Origin of the sequence: Amycolatopsis sp. cmx-4-61, assembly GCF_046548775.1 — a bacterium.
Lineage (GTDB): Bacteria > Actinomycetota > Actinomycetes > Mycobacteriales > Pseudonocardiaceae > Amycolatopsis.
In genome coordinates, this window is record NZ_JAEBEI010000014.1 from 187668 (window position 1) to 202464 (window position 14797).

At 71.9% G+C, this 14797-nt stretch carries 15 protein-coding genes; 6 read left to right on the forward strand and 9 right to left on the reverse strand.

The genetic code is table 11. The annotated features are described in order from the left end of the window. From ACLJOU_RS32455 to ACLJOU_RS32465, 3 genes are all read left to right on the forward strand, one after another. Positions 1-1179 carry a glycoside hydrolase family 3 N-terminal domain-containing protein gene (locus ACLJOU_RS32455; protein ID WP_410572791.1) on the forward strand — a complete coding sequence of 393 codons (1179 nt, stop codon included), beginning with the start codon at positions 1-3 and terminating at the stop codon, positions 1177-1179. A gap of 241 nt (positions 1180-1420) precedes the next feature. After that, positions 1421-2290 (forward strand): oxidoreductase, encoded by an 870-nt coding sequence (locus ACLJOU_RS32460; protein ID WP_410572793.1) that lies wholly within the window; start codon positions 1421-1423, stop codon positions 2288-2290. Positions 2291-2333: 43 nt separating this feature from the next. Then, a complete protein-coding gene (locus tag ACLJOU_RS32465) occupies positions 2334-2741 on the forward strand; it encodes a hypothetical protein (protein WP_410572795.1) in 408 nt (135 codons plus the stop codon). On the opposite strand, the gene ACLJOU_RS32470 is transcribed toward ACLJOU_RS32465, so the two are convergent. Next, positions 2719-4056 (reverse strand): MFS transporter, encoded by a 1338-nt coding sequence (locus ACLJOU_RS32470; RefSeq protein WP_410572797.1) that lies wholly within the window; start codon positions 4054-4056, stop codon positions 2719-2721. The genes ACLJOU_RS32465 and ACLJOU_RS32470 overlap by 23 nt on opposite strands. 109 nt (positions 4057-4165) lie before the next feature. Between ACLJOU_RS32470 and ACLJOU_RS32475 the strand changes: the two genes are divergently transcribed. Beyond that, positions 4166-5113, forward strand: coding sequence for an Lrp/AsnC family transcriptional regulator (locus ACLJOU_RS32475; protein WP_410572799.1), 948 nt, complete (start codon positions 4166-4168; stop codon positions 5111-5113). Between the two features lie 157 nt (positions 5114-5270). On the opposite strand, the gene ACLJOU_RS32480 is transcribed toward ACLJOU_RS32475, so the two are convergent. Both ACLJOU_RS32480 and ACLJOU_RS32485 read right to left on the reverse strand, forming a co-directional pair. Beyond that, positions 5271-5909, reverse strand: a complete 639-nt coding sequence (locus ACLJOU_RS32480) for a class I SAM-dependent DNA methyltransferase (RefSeq protein ID WP_410572801.1) — start codon at positions 5907-5909, stop codon at positions 5271-5273. Between the two features lie 44 nt (positions 5910-5953). Next, positions 5954-6130 (reverse strand): zf-HC2 domain-containing protein, encoded by a 177-nt coding sequence (locus ACLJOU_RS32485; RefSeq protein ID WP_410572803.1) that lies wholly within the window; start codon positions 6128-6130, stop codon positions 5954-5956. A gap of 302 nt (positions 6131-6432) precedes the next feature. Here ACLJOU_RS32485 and ACLJOU_RS32490 point away from each other — a divergent pair, with 302 nt between their 5' ends. Further along, on the forward strand, positions 6433-6681 hold the full coding sequence (locus ACLJOU_RS32490) for a hypothetical protein (protein WP_410572805.1): 249 nt from the start codon (positions 6433-6435) through the stop codon (positions 6679-6681). A 299-nt stretch (positions 6682-6980) separates the two neighbouring features. Next, the gene (locus tag ACLJOU_RS32495; RefSeq protein ID WP_410572961.1) at positions 6981-8000 is read left to right on the forward strand and encodes a glycoside hydrolase family 19 protein; all 1020 of its coding nucleotides are present in this window, start codon (positions 6981-6983) and stop codon (positions 7998-8000) included. A gap of 38 nt (positions 8001-8038) precedes the next feature. Here the strand turns inward: ACLJOU_RS32495 and ACLJOU_RS32500 are convergent, their stop codons facing one another. From ACLJOU_RS32500 to ACLJOU_RS32525, 6 genes are all read right to left on the reverse strand, one after another. Beyond that, entirely contained in the window at positions 8039-8785 is a 747-nt protein-coding gene (locus ACLJOU_RS32500; protein WP_410572807.1) for a thioesterase II family protein, read from the reverse strand. A gap of 120 nt (positions 8786-8905) precedes the next feature. Continuing rightward, positions 8906-9754: a carbohydrate-binding protein gene (locus ACLJOU_RS32505; protein WP_410572809.1), complete on the reverse strand. Its 849-nt coding sequence runs from the start codon at positions 9752-9754 to the stop codon at positions 8906-8908. 79 nt (positions 9755-9833) lie between these two features. Continuing rightward, positions 9834-10661, reverse strand: a complete 828-nt coding sequence (locus tag ACLJOU_RS32510) for an AraC family transcriptional regulator (RefSeq protein WP_410572963.1) — start codon at positions 10659-10661, stop codon at positions 9834-9836. Positions 10662-10857: 196 nt separating this feature from the next. Next, the gene (locus ACLJOU_RS32515; protein WP_410572811.1) at positions 10858-12012 is read right to left on the reverse strand and encodes a thioester domain-containing protein; all 1155 of its coding nucleotides are present in this window, start codon (positions 12010-12012) and stop codon (positions 10858-10860) included. Positions 12013-12208: 196 nt separating this feature from the next. Continuing rightward, positions 12209-13039: a serine hydrolase gene (locus tag ACLJOU_RS32520; RefSeq protein WP_410572813.1), complete on the reverse strand. Its 831-nt coding sequence runs from the start codon at positions 13037-13039 to the stop codon at positions 12209-12211. Positions 13040-13136: 97 nt separating this feature from the next. After that, positions 13137-14672 carry a cellulase family glycosylhydrolase gene (locus ACLJOU_RS32525; RefSeq protein WP_410572815.1) on the reverse strand — a complete coding sequence of 512 codons (1536 nt, stop codon included), beginning with the start codon at positions 14670-14672 and terminating at the stop codon, positions 13137-13139. Positions 14673-14797: the final 125 nt, after the last annotated feature.

The window sequence follows — 14797 nt, forward strand, 5'->3', positions numbered from 1 at the left end:
ATGAACCGCCGACGTCTTGCCGCCTTCGGGGTGGCGTTCTGCATCGTGGCCGGGTGCCTGCTGGTCGCGGGCCTGCAACCACGGACCGTGTCCGGCTTGGCGGTGCCCCTGACCTACGACCGGCCCACTCCTTCGCCGGTGGCTCCGCCCTCGCCTTCCGTGCCCACCTCCCGCCTCGCCCGGCCGGGCGACTGTGCCTCGCTGGTGGCCGGGCTCGACGTCCGCGCCCAGGTCGCGCAGCTGGTCGTCGTCGGGGTTTCGGGCGACAACCCGGCGGCCACGGTCTCGCTGGTGCGCGACCACCAGGTCGGCGGGATCTTCATCGGGGGTAACGCAACAGCGTTGTTGAAAGATCGCTCGCTGGCCGCCGTCCAGGCCGTGGCCCGGGTGCCGGTGGCGGTCTCGGTCGACGAGGAAGGCGGCCGCGTCCAGCGCATCGACGACCTCGACGGCGACCTGCCCTCGGCCCGGACGATGGCCGCGACGAAGTCGCCGGACGAGGTGCGCGCGCTGGCCGCCGAGCGGGGCCGGCACCTGCGCGCCCGCGGGGTGACGGTCGACTTCGCCCCCGACACCGACGTCACCGGCGCGCCGGACGACGACGTCATCGGCGACCGGTCCTTCAGCCCGGACCCGGTCAAGGTCAAGACGTACGCGAAAGCGTTTGCGCAGGGCCTCCGCGACGCGGGCGTGCAGCCGGTGCTGAAGCACTTCCCGGGCCACGGCCACGGCTCGGGCGACTCGCACAAGGGCACGGTGGTCACGCCGCCGCTCGCGCAGCTGCGCGCGGTCGACCTCGTGCCCTACCGCGACCTCGCCGACTACGGCCCGGTTGCCGTCATGGTCGGCCACCTCGACGTGCCGGACCTCACCGACGGGGTCCCGGCTTCCCTGTCTTCGGCCGCCTACGCCTTGCTGCGCGGCGAATTCCGCTTCACCGGGCCGGTGGTGACCGACGACCTCGGCGCCATGAAGGCGATCACCGCCCAGTATCCGCTGCCGGACGCGGTCCTGAAGGCGTTGCAGGCCGGCGCGGACCAGGCTCTGTGGTCCTCGGGGGGCCGGGTGGACGAGGTGCTGGACCGGCTGGTGAAGGCGGTGCGATCCGGGGAACTGCCACCGAGCCGCGTGCAGGAGTCGGTGACGAGGGTGCTGCGGGGCAAGGGACTCTGCGGTTGAGCCGTGGAGGTTCACGGTGATCTCCTTTCGCGATCACCACCAACGTTATCGAACATGCGTGCGAACCAACATCGCTGGACCGGGTGAAACCCGCTGATGGATTTCCGTTGCGGGACAAGGAAACCGCGTAAGCGGGCCCCCGATTCCAGGCTACCGGCCGGCACCGACGAAAACGGTGGCGCGAAGACTTCGGTGACTGCGCCTAGACTTCCCGGCAAGAGCACCCGGAGCTAGGAGCGGCATGGCGGACCTCGGCGGCACCTTCACCCTCGGCGGCGAACTCCCCGTGAGGCGCATGGGTTACGGCGCCATGCAGCTGGCCGGGCCCGGCGTCTGGGGGCCGCCGCGGGACCACGACACCGCCGTCGCGGTGCTGCGGGAGGCCGTCGAACGCGGGGTCACCCACCTCGACACGAGCGACTACTACGGCCCCCACACCGTGAACGCCCTGATCAAGGAGGCCCTCCACCCCTACCCCGAATCGCTCGTCATCGTGACGAAGGTCGGGGCGCGGCGGAGCGAGGACAAGGGCTGGCCGCCCGCGCTGTCGGCCGCCGACCTCACCGAGGCCGTGCACGACAACCTGCGGAACCTCGGCGTCGACGCGCTCGACGTCGTCAACCTGCGGCTCAGCAACGCCGCCGGGGACTACCCCGTGCCGATGTCGCTCGCCGAACCCTTCGGCGTGCTCGCCGAACTGCGCGAGCAGGGGCTGATCCGGCACCTCGGCGTCAGCCACGTCAGCGCCGAGCAGCTCGACGAGGCGAAGGCGATCGCGCCCGTCGTCTGCGTGCAGAACCAGTACAACCTCGCCCACCGGGAGAACGATCCCCTCGTCGACAAGTGCGCCGCCGAGGGGATCGCCTTCGTGCCGTACTTCCCGCTCGGCGGGTTCAGCCCGCTGCAGTCCGGGCTGCTCGACGACTGCGCCGCCCGGGTCGGCGCCACGCCGATGCAGGTCGCGCTGGCCTGGCTGCTGCAGCGGTCGCCGTCGATGCTGCTCATCCCCGGCACGTCGTCGCCCGGGCACCTGCGGGAGAACCTCGCCGCCGCCGATCTCGAACTGCCCGCCGACGTTCTCGCCGATCTCGACCGGATCGGCACCGCCTGATCGCTACGCTGGGCGCCCGGACAGGCACGAGGACGGAGAAGCCGTGGCGGAGTGGGGCGATCTGGTCGCTTACATCAGGGAGTCGTACCGGGTGGTGCGCGACGAGCCCGACGAACTGCGCATCCGGCTCGTGTTCGGCGACGACCCCGACACCGAGCAGCGGGCGCAGATCGTCGTGATCGCGCGCGAAATCCTCGACCAGCGCGAGGACTGGGTGCAGATCGCCACGCCGTTCGCCCGGCACGACGAGGTGGACCTCCTCGAGGTGCTGACCGAGGTCGGCGAGGCGATCGTGGTGGGCGGGATCGCGGTGATGGGCGACCACGTCGTGCTCCGCCACTCGCTGCCGCTGATCAACCTCGACATCAACGAGTTCACCGATCCGCTCGAGCTGGTCGCCGGCGCGGCCGAGCTGCTGGAGCAGCAGTTCACCGGCCGCGACGACTACTGAGCCGCCCGGACTCCCGGCTGAGCGGCACCACCGCGATCGCGGCGGCCACGGCGAGCGCGGCGCCCAGGCCGAGCGCCACGGCCGCCGTGCCGGTGCCGAGGTAGAGCCCGCCGAGGAGGGCGACGCCGAGGGTGCCGCCGAGCTGCTGCACCGCGTTGAGCAGCCCGGCGGCCGAGCCCGTCTCGTGCGGCCGGACCCGGTCCAGGGCCGCGGCGAAGAACGGCACCGTGAACGTGCCCATCCCGAGCCCGCACAACGCCAGCGCCCACGCGTACGCGCCGGCCCCCAGGGTGAGGGCGGCGACGAGGCCCGCCGTCAGCAGGGCGAGCCCGGCGAACATCACGCGCGGGCCGAACTTCGGCACCAGCCGGGCACCGGCGAAGTACGACGACACCGCGAGCCCGGCCGAGAGCGGCAACAGCGTCAGGCCCGCGGTGCGGACGTCGACGCCGAGCCCGAGCTGCAGCTGCATCGGCACGACCTGCATCAGGCCCGTCATCACCGCGAAGAACAGCAGCGACCCGGCGAGTGCCGCCGGGAACCCGCGGTGGGCGAACAGGCTCGGCTCGACCAGCGGCGCGGCCGTGCGGCGCTGGTGGAAACCGAAGACCGCCAGCACCGCGGCGCCGGCGGCGAGCAGGCCCCAGTTCGTCCCGGCCGGATCGATCAGCGGGTACACGAACACCCCGGCGCCGGCGGCGACGAGCAGGGTGCCGACGACGTCGAGCCGGGGCCGGGTGGCGGCCCGGTCCTCCCGCAGCAGCCGGGCGGCGAGGAGCACCGCCAGGCCCAGCGGGACGTTCACCAGGAACACCGCCCGCCACGACACAGCCTGGGTCAGCAGCCCGCCGAGCAGGGGCCCGGTGACCGCGGACAGGCCCATCACCGGCCCGATGGTGCCCAGCGCCTTCGCGAGTTCGGCGCCGTCGAAGAGGGCGCGGATGAGGCCGATGGTCTGCGGGATGATCAGCGCGGCCGCCGCGCCCTGCACCGCGCGGGCCCCGATCAGCAGCCCGGAGTCGTCGGCGGCCGCGCAGACTAGCGACGCGAGCACGAAGCCCGCCACGCCGAGCTTGAACACCCTGGCCCGGCCGAAGACGTCCCCGAGACGGCCGCCGGTGATGAGGAAGGCGGCGAACGGAAGCGTGTAGGCCGCGCTGAACCACGGGACGTCGGCGGCCGGGCCGGGCAGGTCGGCGTGGATGGCCGGGCCGGCGACCTGCACGATCGTCGCGTCGAGCAGGTTCATCGCCTCGGCGGTGAGCAGGACGGCCAGTGCGGCCCAGCGCCGCCGGTAACGCGTCATGGTGGGCAAGAGGTGCCTCCTTTCGGTCGGCGTCCACCCTGACGGCCGATCAACGTAGGTTCCAGCTTTGCGCCGCGGATTGCGGATTTGTTCCGTTCGGTGCGGTTCAATGAGGGATATGACCACGTTGGACGACCTCGACCGGGCGCTGATCCACGCGCTGCACATCGACGCACGGGCGCCGTTCACGAAGATCGGCGACGTCCTCGGCGTCTCGACGCAGACGGTGGCGCGGCGCTACCGGCGGCTCCGGGCCGAGGCGTCGCTCCGGGTCGTCGGCCTGCCGGACCCGCAGCGGGCCGGCCAGGCCGAGTGGATGGTCCGCCTGACCGCGACGCCGCACGCGGCGCAGGACCTCGCCCAGGCGCTCGCCCGCCGCGGCGACACGGCGTGGATCAAGCTGATGTCCGGGGGCACGGAGATCTGCGTGAACGTGCACACGACGGCGGCGAGCGACCACGCGCTGCTGCTGCGGGACATCCCGCGGACGGCGAGCATCACGGCGGTTTCGGCCCACCAGCTGCTGCACCGCTACTTCGGCGGCCCGACGGCGTGGCTCGGCCGGGCCGACGCGCTCGACGCGGCGCAGATCGCGGCGCTCACGCCGGTGCACACCGGCCCGGGCAAGCCGCTGACCGGCGAAGACGACGCCTTGATGGCCGCGCTGCAGCGGGACGGCCGCGCAGGTTTGGCCGAGCTGGCGACGGCGACCGGCTGGTCCGCGGCGACCGTCGCGCGTCGCCTGGCCGATCTCCAGGCGGGCGGCACGGTGTTCTTCGACCTCGAGATCGACCCGGCCCCGCTGGGCGCGACGACGCAGGCATTGCTTTGGATGGCGGTGGCGCCGGCCCGGCTCGACCAGGTGGCCCGGACACTGGCGACCCACCCGGAGCTGGCGCTCGTGGCCGCGACGACGGGGCCGGCGAACCTGGTGGCGCAGGCGCTGTGCCCGGACGCGGCGGCCCTGCACCATTACCTGACCCACCGGTTGGGGGCGCTCGACGCCATCCGGACGCTGGAGACGGCGCCGGTGCTGCGGACCGTCAAGGCGGCCGCCTCCCGCTGAGGGGTCGGCGCCCGTCAGGCCGGCTTCGGGGCAAACCGGATGGCTGGGCGGCGACAACCACGCTCCGGGGCCGCCACCTCCCTTCCTCGCGGAAGTCAACGCACGTCAGGGCGGCACCTGCCGCTGGGTCGCCCCTGCTCGGTCCGGCGCTGGAGTCTCAGGGCTTCCGCGCCAGCACCCGCCCCTGGGGCACGCGGGCGGCCGGGTCCCGCAATACCTGCGTCAGGATCTCGAATCCCGCGTCGGTCAGCAGCTCGCTGACCCGGTCCACCGGCAGCCAGTAGATGTCGAGCGAAAACCCGTCGTGATCGTAGCCGTCCGTTCGGTGATGACGGCGGTCGCCGACGTGGAACGCCAGCTGCAGGTGGCCTCCCGGGCGCAGGACGCGGAACAGCTCGGCGCACAACGCCGGCAGTCGCTCGGGCGGGGTGTGGATGATCGAATACCAGGCCACCGCGCCGGCCAGGCCGGCGTCCGGCAGGTCGAGCGCGAGCAGCGAACCCTCGGAGAAGCGCAGGCCGGGGTGGTCGCGGCGGGCGATGGCCAGCATCTCCGGCGTCAGATCGATGCCGGAAACGTCCAACCCGGCGTCGGCCAGGTAGGCGGTCACGCGGCCGGTACCGCAGCCGAGGTCGGCGACCGGGCCGCCGCCGTCCGCTCGGACCAGGTCGGCGAACGCGGTGAGCAGCGCGCGGTCCTGGACGTCTTCGGCGATCGGGGGCGCGAAGCGGTCGTAGCTGCCGGCCACGACTGCGTACGTGTGCCGGGTCGGGTCGAGGAAGTGGTCGTCGGTCACGGTGCGGACCGTACCCGGCGGCACCGACAATTCCCGCAACTGTCCTAAGTGGACTTCACTTGGGTCAGGTGGTCGAGCAGGCCGCGAACCGCTTCGAACTCCCGGGCCTCCTGGCGGCAGTCGGGGCACGCCGCGAGGTGCCGCTCGACCCGGGCCGCTTCGGCGGCGTCGAGCAACCCCAGGCTGTACGCCCCGAGGTCGGTCCGGTCGTACCGGCCCATGGATCGCGTCTCCCGTTCCGCGTCCCGTCAGGAACGCCCGCTTCCAGGGTCCTGAGCCAGACGTACCACCGGCGCGGTTCGGCGGATTTTTACCCGAACGGCCGACAACTTCGGGCGGCAATCAGCCCATGTGAGTGATGGCGGCGGTCACGGTACTCACCGGTCCGAACACGCAAGGCTTTTTTGCCACGAACTTCACCGATTCGGCGTCATGGCCCCCCGGCTCGCCCGTCGGACTGGCGTCGGGCCGGGATTTTCCCGCCCCGACCTGGGTGAAAAGGCGATCCGAAACGAGGAGAGCGATGACCGTACGGAGCCACCGGGCGGACGACGTCGTGGACGAGGTCGGGGTGTGGCTGGCCGGGGAGTTCGCGGGGCGGCTGCCCGCGTCGGAGATCGACCGCGTCGTCCGGACGACGCGGCTCGACCTCGAGGGGAGCATCGCGCCGGAGGAGCTCGGGGAGATGCTCCACCGGCTGGGCCGGGCCAGGCTGCAGCGCATCCTGAACCTCGCCCCGGCGACGCAGGTGAAGATCCCGCAAGCGCGGTGACGTGCCGGGCGGGCCACGCGGTTTCGCGCCGCGTCGCCCGCCCCGCGGCGCGCCGGCCGCGCGCCGGACTCCTCGGGGACGATCGCGCACAACCGTTGCCCGCTCCCGCACGCTTTCTTGACTGGACTAGACCAATCTGCTCTAGTGGCCGTGTCACGTTCGTCTCGGCCGGATGAGCACCCCACCCCTCGACGCCGGGCGCCTGCGCGCCCGGCATCCGTCGTGGCCGAAGGAGTGAGCCAGTCTTGAGAAAACGCCTTGTCGCGGTCCTGTCCGCCGTTGCCGCCGTTGCCGGGCTCGTGTTCGGCACCCCCGCCGTCACCGGGCACGCCCCGCAAGCGGCCGCCGCGGCGTGCAGCGCGCCGAACTGGGTGGCCGGGCAGTGGTACGACGTCGGCGCCGTCGTGCGCTACACCAACGGCGGTTACTACCGCGCCAAGAACGCGAATCCGGGCTACGACCCGGTCATCAGCACCTGGTACTGGGAGCCCTACAGCTGCGGCGGGACCGACCCCGGCACCGGCTGCAGCTACCCGGACTGGGTGGCCGGCCAGTGGTACGACGTCGGCGCGATCGTCCGGTACACCAACGGCGGCTACTACCGCGCCAAGAACGCCAACCCGGGCTACGACCCGGTCATCAGCACCTGGTACTGGGAGCCCTACAACTGCGGCGGTGGCACCGATCCGGGCAACCCGGGCGCGTTCGTGGTGAGCGAAGCGCAGTTCAACCAGATCTTCCCGGGCCGGAACTCCTTCTACACCTACAGCGGCCTCACCGCGGCGCTGTCGGCCTACCCCGGTTTCGCGACCACCGGGAGCGACACCGTGAAGAAGCAGGAAGCCGCCGCGTTCCTCGCGAACGTCGACCACGAAACCGGCGGGCTCGTCTACATCGTCGAGCAGAACACCGCCAACTACCCGCACTACTGCGACTGGAACCAGCCCTACGGCTGCCCCGCCGGCCAGTCCGCCTACTACGGGCGCGGCCCGATCCAGCTGAGCTGGAACTTCAACTACAAGGCCGCGGGTGACGCGCTCGGCATCGACCTGCTCGGCAACCCGTGGCAGGTCGAGCAGAACTCGGCCGTCGCCTGGAAGACCGGGCTCTGGTACTGGAACACCCAGAGCGGCCCCGGCACCATGACCCCGCACAACGCGATGGTGAACGGCCGCGGCTTCGGCGAGACGATCCGCAGCATCAACGGCTCGATCGAGTGCAACGGCGGCAACCCCGCCCAGGTCGAGAGCCGCGTCTCGAAGTACCGCCAGATCACCGCGGTCCTCGGCGTCGACCCCGGCGCCAACCTGTACTGCTGAACCGGTGGGCGGGTGGGGTCACGACCCCGCCCGCCCGCTCAGCCGCCGAGCCGCTCGGCGATCAGGCCGATGACCGCCGCCGCGTGGTCGTTGAGGTAGAAGTGGCCGCCCGAATACGTCTTCAGCTCGAACCCCGCGGACGTCCGCTCCGCCCACAGCCGGGCCTCGGCCTCGGTGACCTTGGGGTCGCTGTCGCCGATGAGCGCCACGATCGGGCAGGAGACGTCCGGGCCCGGGCGGTAGTGGTAGAGCTCCGCGGCCTTGTAGTCGCTGCGCAAGGCGGGCATCACCAGGCTGCGGATGTCTTCGTCGTCCAGGATCGCCGCGTCCGTGCCGCCGAGCCGCTTGACCTCGGCCAGCAGCGCGTCGTCACTTTTTTCGTGCACGCGGTCGTCGTTGGGCGCGGACGGCGCCCGGCGTCCGGAGACGAACAGCGACAGCAGCCGCGTGCCCTTCGCCTCGAGCCGCCGCGCGACCTCGAACGCGAGGCTGGCGCCCATGCTGTGGCCGAAGAACGCCACCGGCCCCGCCGTCTCCGTGACGAGCACGTCCGCCAGCCGGTCGGCGAGCACGAACAGGTCGTCCACCGGGGCTTCGGTGTGCCTGTCCTGCCGGCCCGGGTACTGCACGGCCAGCACCTCGACCGCGGGCGCCAGTGCCGCCGAAACCGGGTGGAAGTAGCTCGCCGATCCCCCGGCGTGCGGGAAGCACACGAGCCGCGCCGTCGCGGACGGCGCCGGGTGGAAGCGCCGGACCCACTCGGAGGCGTCGAGGGAAATCGTCATGGCCCCAATCTGGCAGGCCGCGGCGCCGCCGTCGACCCCCAAGGTGCGCAGTGGGGTCCGGCAGGCCCCGGGATGCGGCCGGGACCTGCCGGTTCTCCCTCCCTCCTCAGCGGGACGGCCTCACTCCGCCCGCCAGAGCGCCGGGACGTTCGGCGGTTCCCAGCCCGGCTGCGCGGTGTGCGCCTGCAGGCACACGTAACCGCGGCCGCCGTAGGTGACCCGCGCGCCCGCCGTGTACGCGGTGCCCACGGCCCAGGTCGTGCCCCCGGGCGGGGTGGAAGACGGCGGGGTGGAAGACGGCTGGGTGGAAGACGGCTGGGTGGGCTGCGTCGACGTCGGCGTCTGCGGGACGTCGAGCACGAAGTCGAAGGCGGCCTCCTTCGCCGAGCCGTTGTCCCGCACGGTCATCAGCAGGCGCGCGTCGAAGATCGTGTCGGTGTTGTTGCGCGGCTCGCCGGGGAAGTACAGCTGCGTGGTCAGGATCGGCCGGCCGGGTGCCTGCACCTTGACGTGGATGTGCCGCGTCCGGCCCGGGTAGAGGCCGGGCACGATGGTGGACAGCGTGAACGCGCCCTGGGCGTTGGTGTACTGGTGCCCGCGGAAGGTGTAGCCGGTGTTGTCGTACGCGCCGTTGACGTCCGCCTGCCAGAAGTCCAGCAGCGCGCGGTTCACCGGCAGGCAGGCGCGGCCGAAGACGTACCCGGTCACGGTCAGCCGGGTCCCCTGGGTGCCGGGCGTGACGAGGTTGGTCCGCTCCGGCGAGTTCGGCTTGAAGTAGGGGCCCTCGGTCTGCTCGATGGTCGGATCGTCGTCGTCGTGGCACGCCGGGGTCAGCTCCGGTGCCGCACCGCCGACGGCGTTCGCGCGGGCGAGCGCCGGGCCGCCGATCAGCGCGACCGGCGCGGCGACACCCGCGGCGAGCGCGGCCTTGAGGACCGTCTTGCGGCTGAGCTTGGTTTCTTCGTCCATGCCTGCTCCTCGTGGGGGAGGTCGGGGATCTCCTCGAACGTAGGCAGCGCACCGGGTGAGCGGCGATGGACTGGACCGGTCAGTCGTGGTGAATCTCCCCGCCGCGGCGGAAGCCGCCCGGGCTCAGCCCGGTTTCGCGGCGGAAGAACCGGCAGAAGTACGCCGGGTCGGCGAACCCGACACGGCTGGCGACCTGCCGCACGGTGAGGTCCGTCCGGAGCAGGAACCGCTGTGCCTCCCGGGTCCGGGCCTCGCGCAGCAGCTGCGCGGCGGTGCGGCCGGTCGCGGCCTTCACCGCCTCCGTGAGGTGGCCCGGCGTGACACCGAGGCGTTCGGCGTGCGCGCGCACCGACCACAGCCCGAGCTCGGGACGGCCGGCGAGCCGGACGAACTCCGCCGCCACCGCGGGGGCCGGGGCGGGCGACGGCGCGCCCAGCAGCCGTCCCGCCCGCACGACCAGGACGTGGACCAGCGCCCGCAGCACCGACTCCGTCCCCTCGCCGCCGCGGCGGTATTCGTCCTCCAGGTCGGCGATCAGCCGCGTGACGTGCGCGTCGGCGTGGTCGTCCAGGTGCAGCCACGGCCGTTCGCTCAGGCGGCGCAGGAACTCGCGGTCGGCCGGGTGGTCGAGCAGGAAGTCGTCGGTGAACAGCACGACGTGCCCGGTGAGGTCCCGGACGTCCGCCCACTGGTGCACCTGCCCCGGCGCGAGGACGCCGAAGTGCGGCGGCCGCAGCGGCCAGCGCGCGGTGTCGACGACGTGCGCGCCGGTGCCGCCGGTGACGTGGACGAGCTCGTGGAAGGTGTGCCGGTGCGGGAAATCCGCGTGCGAGAGCGGCCCCAGCGCGGCGAAGGTGCCGACCGCGAACGGCGGCGCGTGCGGGGCGGGCACCTCCAGCCGGTGCATCGGCAGCTCCCCCGGCTGCGGGGGCCGGCAGGGCGTGCCGAGCGGAACCGTCGTACCGCGCATGGGGGAAAAGTCTAGACCAATTCAAAGGCGATTCGCCGTTTTTGCCCCGATGATCGCAATCCGAACGTCGGGTACCGGACACGGAAAACGGGGCCGGTCCACAGTGGACCGACCCCGTTCCGTGAAGCGCTGCTTACGCGCGGCTGCGGCGCCGGTTCACCAGCAGCATCAGCGCGCCGCCGCCGAGCAGCAGGCCGCCGATGCCGAACGGAACCGCGGCGTCGACACCGGTGTTGGCGAGCTCGCCGCCACCGGAGGGCGCACCGCCGGGGGTGGTGCTGGGCGCGGGGGTGCTCGGGACGGTGCCGGCCTCGGTCCAGCTCGCGCCCGCCTTCGCGGCCACCTGGGTCTTCTCCGAGTCGGCCACGATCAGCGACTGCGCCGGCTTCCGGGCGTAGTTCTCCGCGACGAACAGGCGGCCGGTGTCCAGCTCGCCGGTGACCTTGAGCGAGAACGAGCCGTCGCCCGGCTTGGCGCCGGCCGGGACGTCGACGAACAGCTTGCTGCCGTCCTTGACGTCGGCGGTCTTCAGCTCCTTGCCGTCGGCGTCGGTGACCTTGACGCCGTCGGGCAGCTCGGTGGTCAGCGACGTGACGTCACCGGAGGTGGCGACCGAGAACGGGCCGACCTTGGTACCGGCCTTGCCGTCGGCCTTGACCGGCGAGATGTTCAGCGTCGGCTTCGGCTGGGCGCCGATGCCCTTGTTCTGGTCGCCGATCAGGTAGCTGTACAGCGCGGCGACGTCGGCGTTGGCCTCGGCCGGGTTCGGCTCGGCCAGCGGCTTCTGCAGGTTGAGGTTCACGCCGTCGCTGAAGTGCCAGACCGCGGCCTGGGTGGCGGCGATCGCCTCGCGCTCGGAAATGCCGTCGTGGACCTTGACACCCTGCTTGGTGAGGGCGGCCCCCACCGCGTCGAGGGTGAGGCCCGGGTACCCGTGGTGCAGCACCCAGTTGATCTTGTCGCTGTTCTTGTTGAACGGCGAGTTGGCGGCCGGGTACTTGTTCCACGGCGTCTCGACCATGTCGACGTCGGTGCGCATGCCGACGGTGATCTGCACGCAGTAGAGCTTGAGCGACTTGCCGTCCGACAGCTTGAAGCCGAACAGCTTGGCGATGTAGTCACCGCCACCGTCGAGGTTGATCCGGTAGCCGACCGTGCCCGCGTCTTCGACGACGCGGCCGCGCGCGGCGCCGTCGTCCGCGAGGGCGGAGGGAGCGCTGACCATGACGGCGGCGGCCGCGGCGAGCACCGCGATCCCGCCACGCACGAGAGCTGACCTGACCTGCATAAATCTCCTATCCGAGCCCGAACCAAGCCGTTAGGGGCCGCGTGAGATCACCATCCCCGACCACGGCGGCCACTGATTCGGGTGAGTGATCACCCGGTCAAGCGAATCGCAGCATACACAGACCTCACAGGGGCCTACGCACGGTGCCCCCATAAACACGATTGGGCTCGGAAATCCCCTGAAAGGACGGCAGATTTCAGGCGCCGAAATACCCGGCGAACAGGATTGCGGCGATCTTCGTGGTGGTCTCGCGACCGGCCTCCTCGCCGCCGGCGACGACGCCGGTGTCGTTCATCAGGGCGAGGGTGTACCGCTCGTCCGGGCCCGCGAACCCGACCGAGTTCATGATCCAGGAGCCGTCGTCGTTGTCGTCGGACCAGCCGTTCTTGTTCCCCGGCTGCGCGGACGGCCCGGCGCCCCAGACCCCCCACTGCTGGTTGACGTCGACGGCCCGCAGCTCCCGCACCAGGTGGTCGCGGTGCCGCGCGGGCAGGCGGGTCAGGACGTATTCGATCAGCCGGTCCAGATCGTCGGCCGTCGTGCGGATCCAGCCCCAGTGGTGCGGGTGGCGATCACTGAACCGCATGTCGGTCATTCCGTATGCCGGAAACCGACGGCCGAATTCGGTCTCGCCGCCGTACCGGGTCCACAACGCGTGAGCGGCGGCGTCGTCGCTCGAATAGAGCATCCGGTGCAGCAGCTCGCGATCTTCGGCCGACAGCGCGATGGCCCCGGTGTCCTCGCGCAGCAGCAGGTCAACGGCCATGGCCAGCTTCGGCGTCGAGCAGGCCCAGATCAGCGTGCCGGCGGCCGGGCTGCGGTAGACGGCTCCGGTCCGGCGGTCGCGGAGCACGATGCCGGTCACCCCGGGCCGGCTGTCGGCGTAGGCCTGCGCCCGCGCGATCCGCGCCCGCAGGTCCGGGCCGAAGGGGTCACCCGGTCCGGCGCCGGCGCTCGGCGCCGGGCCGGACGGCGGCGGCAGCAGTGCGAACGCCGCCAGCAGCGCGGCGAGCAGCAGCTTGCCCATGAAGTCCCCCGGGTGCGGACGAGCGGGTGGGTCCGCCCTGAAGACTCGCACGGACGCCGGGGATGCGGCGAGCGCCGTCGCACCCCCGGCGCGACCCTCACGGGTGAACGGTCAGCAGGTGGGCCCGGAAGCCCTCGCCGTAGGTCTTGGTCGGCGTGCCGGCGAAGTCCTCGATCAGCACGTTGCCACCGGTGCAGCCCCACGGGTTCCACGTCCAGGCCGTGTAGCCCAGGTTGTGCGCGTCCAGCCAGGCCATGACCTGGTCGAGGTAGTCGTGCGCGCAGCTGTTCTGGCCGATCTCCCCGGCCTGCACCGGCACCTGCGCGGCGACCGTCCCGATCTGACTGTCCCAGCAGGACGCGGTGATGCAGGCGTTGAAGTTGTACGAGTGCCAGGACGCCACCAGGTTGCCCGCCGGATCGGCGGGCCGGTAGGCCAGCCACTGCGTGAGGTCGTTGGTCCACGTCAGGCCACCGGTCATGATCACGTTCCGGGCGCCGGTCGCGCGGACGGCGTCGACGAGTTCCTGCATCCCCGCGACGGGATAGCCGATGCCGGTGCAGGTGCCGCCGTCACGCAGGCACCGCCACGAGGCGGCCGCGTCGGACCAGTTGGCGGCGGCGTCCGGGTAGGGCTCGTTGAACAAGTCGAACACCACGGCGTTGTCACCCTTGAACGCGGTGGCCACCTGCGTCCAGAACGTCGGCGTGTACTGCCGGTCGGGCATCGGCTTCTGGCAGGTCGCGTTGACGTCGGTGCACGCCGAGGAGGTGCCGGTGTACTGGCCGTGCGTCCAGTGCAGGTCGAGGATCGGGTTGATCCCGTTGGCTTCCAGCAGGTTCGCGTAGTCCTTGACGGCCTGCTGGTAGGGCGCGCCGCTGGGCGAACCGGACAGGCCGAGCCAGCAGTCCTCGTTCAGCGGGATCCGCACCGCGTGGATGTTCCAGGCCTTCATCGCGTCCACCGACGCCTGGTCGACCGGGCCGCTGTCCCACATGCCCTTGCCCTGCACGCAGGCGAACTCGGCGCTGGAGCGGTTGACGCCGAGCAGCCGGTAGGTCTGCCCGTCGGCGGTCAGCAGCTTGTTGCCCGACACGTGCAGCGCGGGCGCCGGCCCGGGCGGCGGTGGTGTCGGGGTTGTCGTTGGGGTCGTGGTCGGGGTTGTCGTCGGGGTACTGGGTGTCGTCGCCGTGGTCGGCGGGGTGCCGGTGCACGCGGCGCCGTTGACCGCGAAGGTGGCCGGCGTCGTGTTGGTGCCGCTGTAGGAGAAGTTGGCGCCGGTGCTGACCGAGCCGCCGGCCGGGATGGTGGCGTTCCAGCTCGCGTTGGTCACGGTGATCTGCTTGCCGGACTGCGTCCACGTGCCCGACCAGCCCTGCTGCAGGGTCTGGTTCCCGGTGTAGGAGTAGGTCAGCGTCCAGCCGTCGGCCGCCGCGGAGCCGACGTTGGCGATGCCGACGGTGGCGCTGAAACCGCTTCCCCAGTCGTTGGCCGAGTAGGTGACGCGGCAGGCGAACGCCGCGCTCGGCTCACGCGCGGACGACACCGCCGTCGTCGAGGTGACGACCCCGGCGGCGACCGCGAGACCCGCTATCGCCAGCGCGGCAGGACGGTTTCCGGCTCTTCCCCACATCGGCACTCCCTTGTGCACACTGACGTCGGACGCGTCTGGGAGCGTTCCCAGACGCCGTGCACACCGTCGCTGCCCGGCCCGGGGTTGTCAATCACCAACGGCGGGAAAGCCCGCCGATTCCGGCG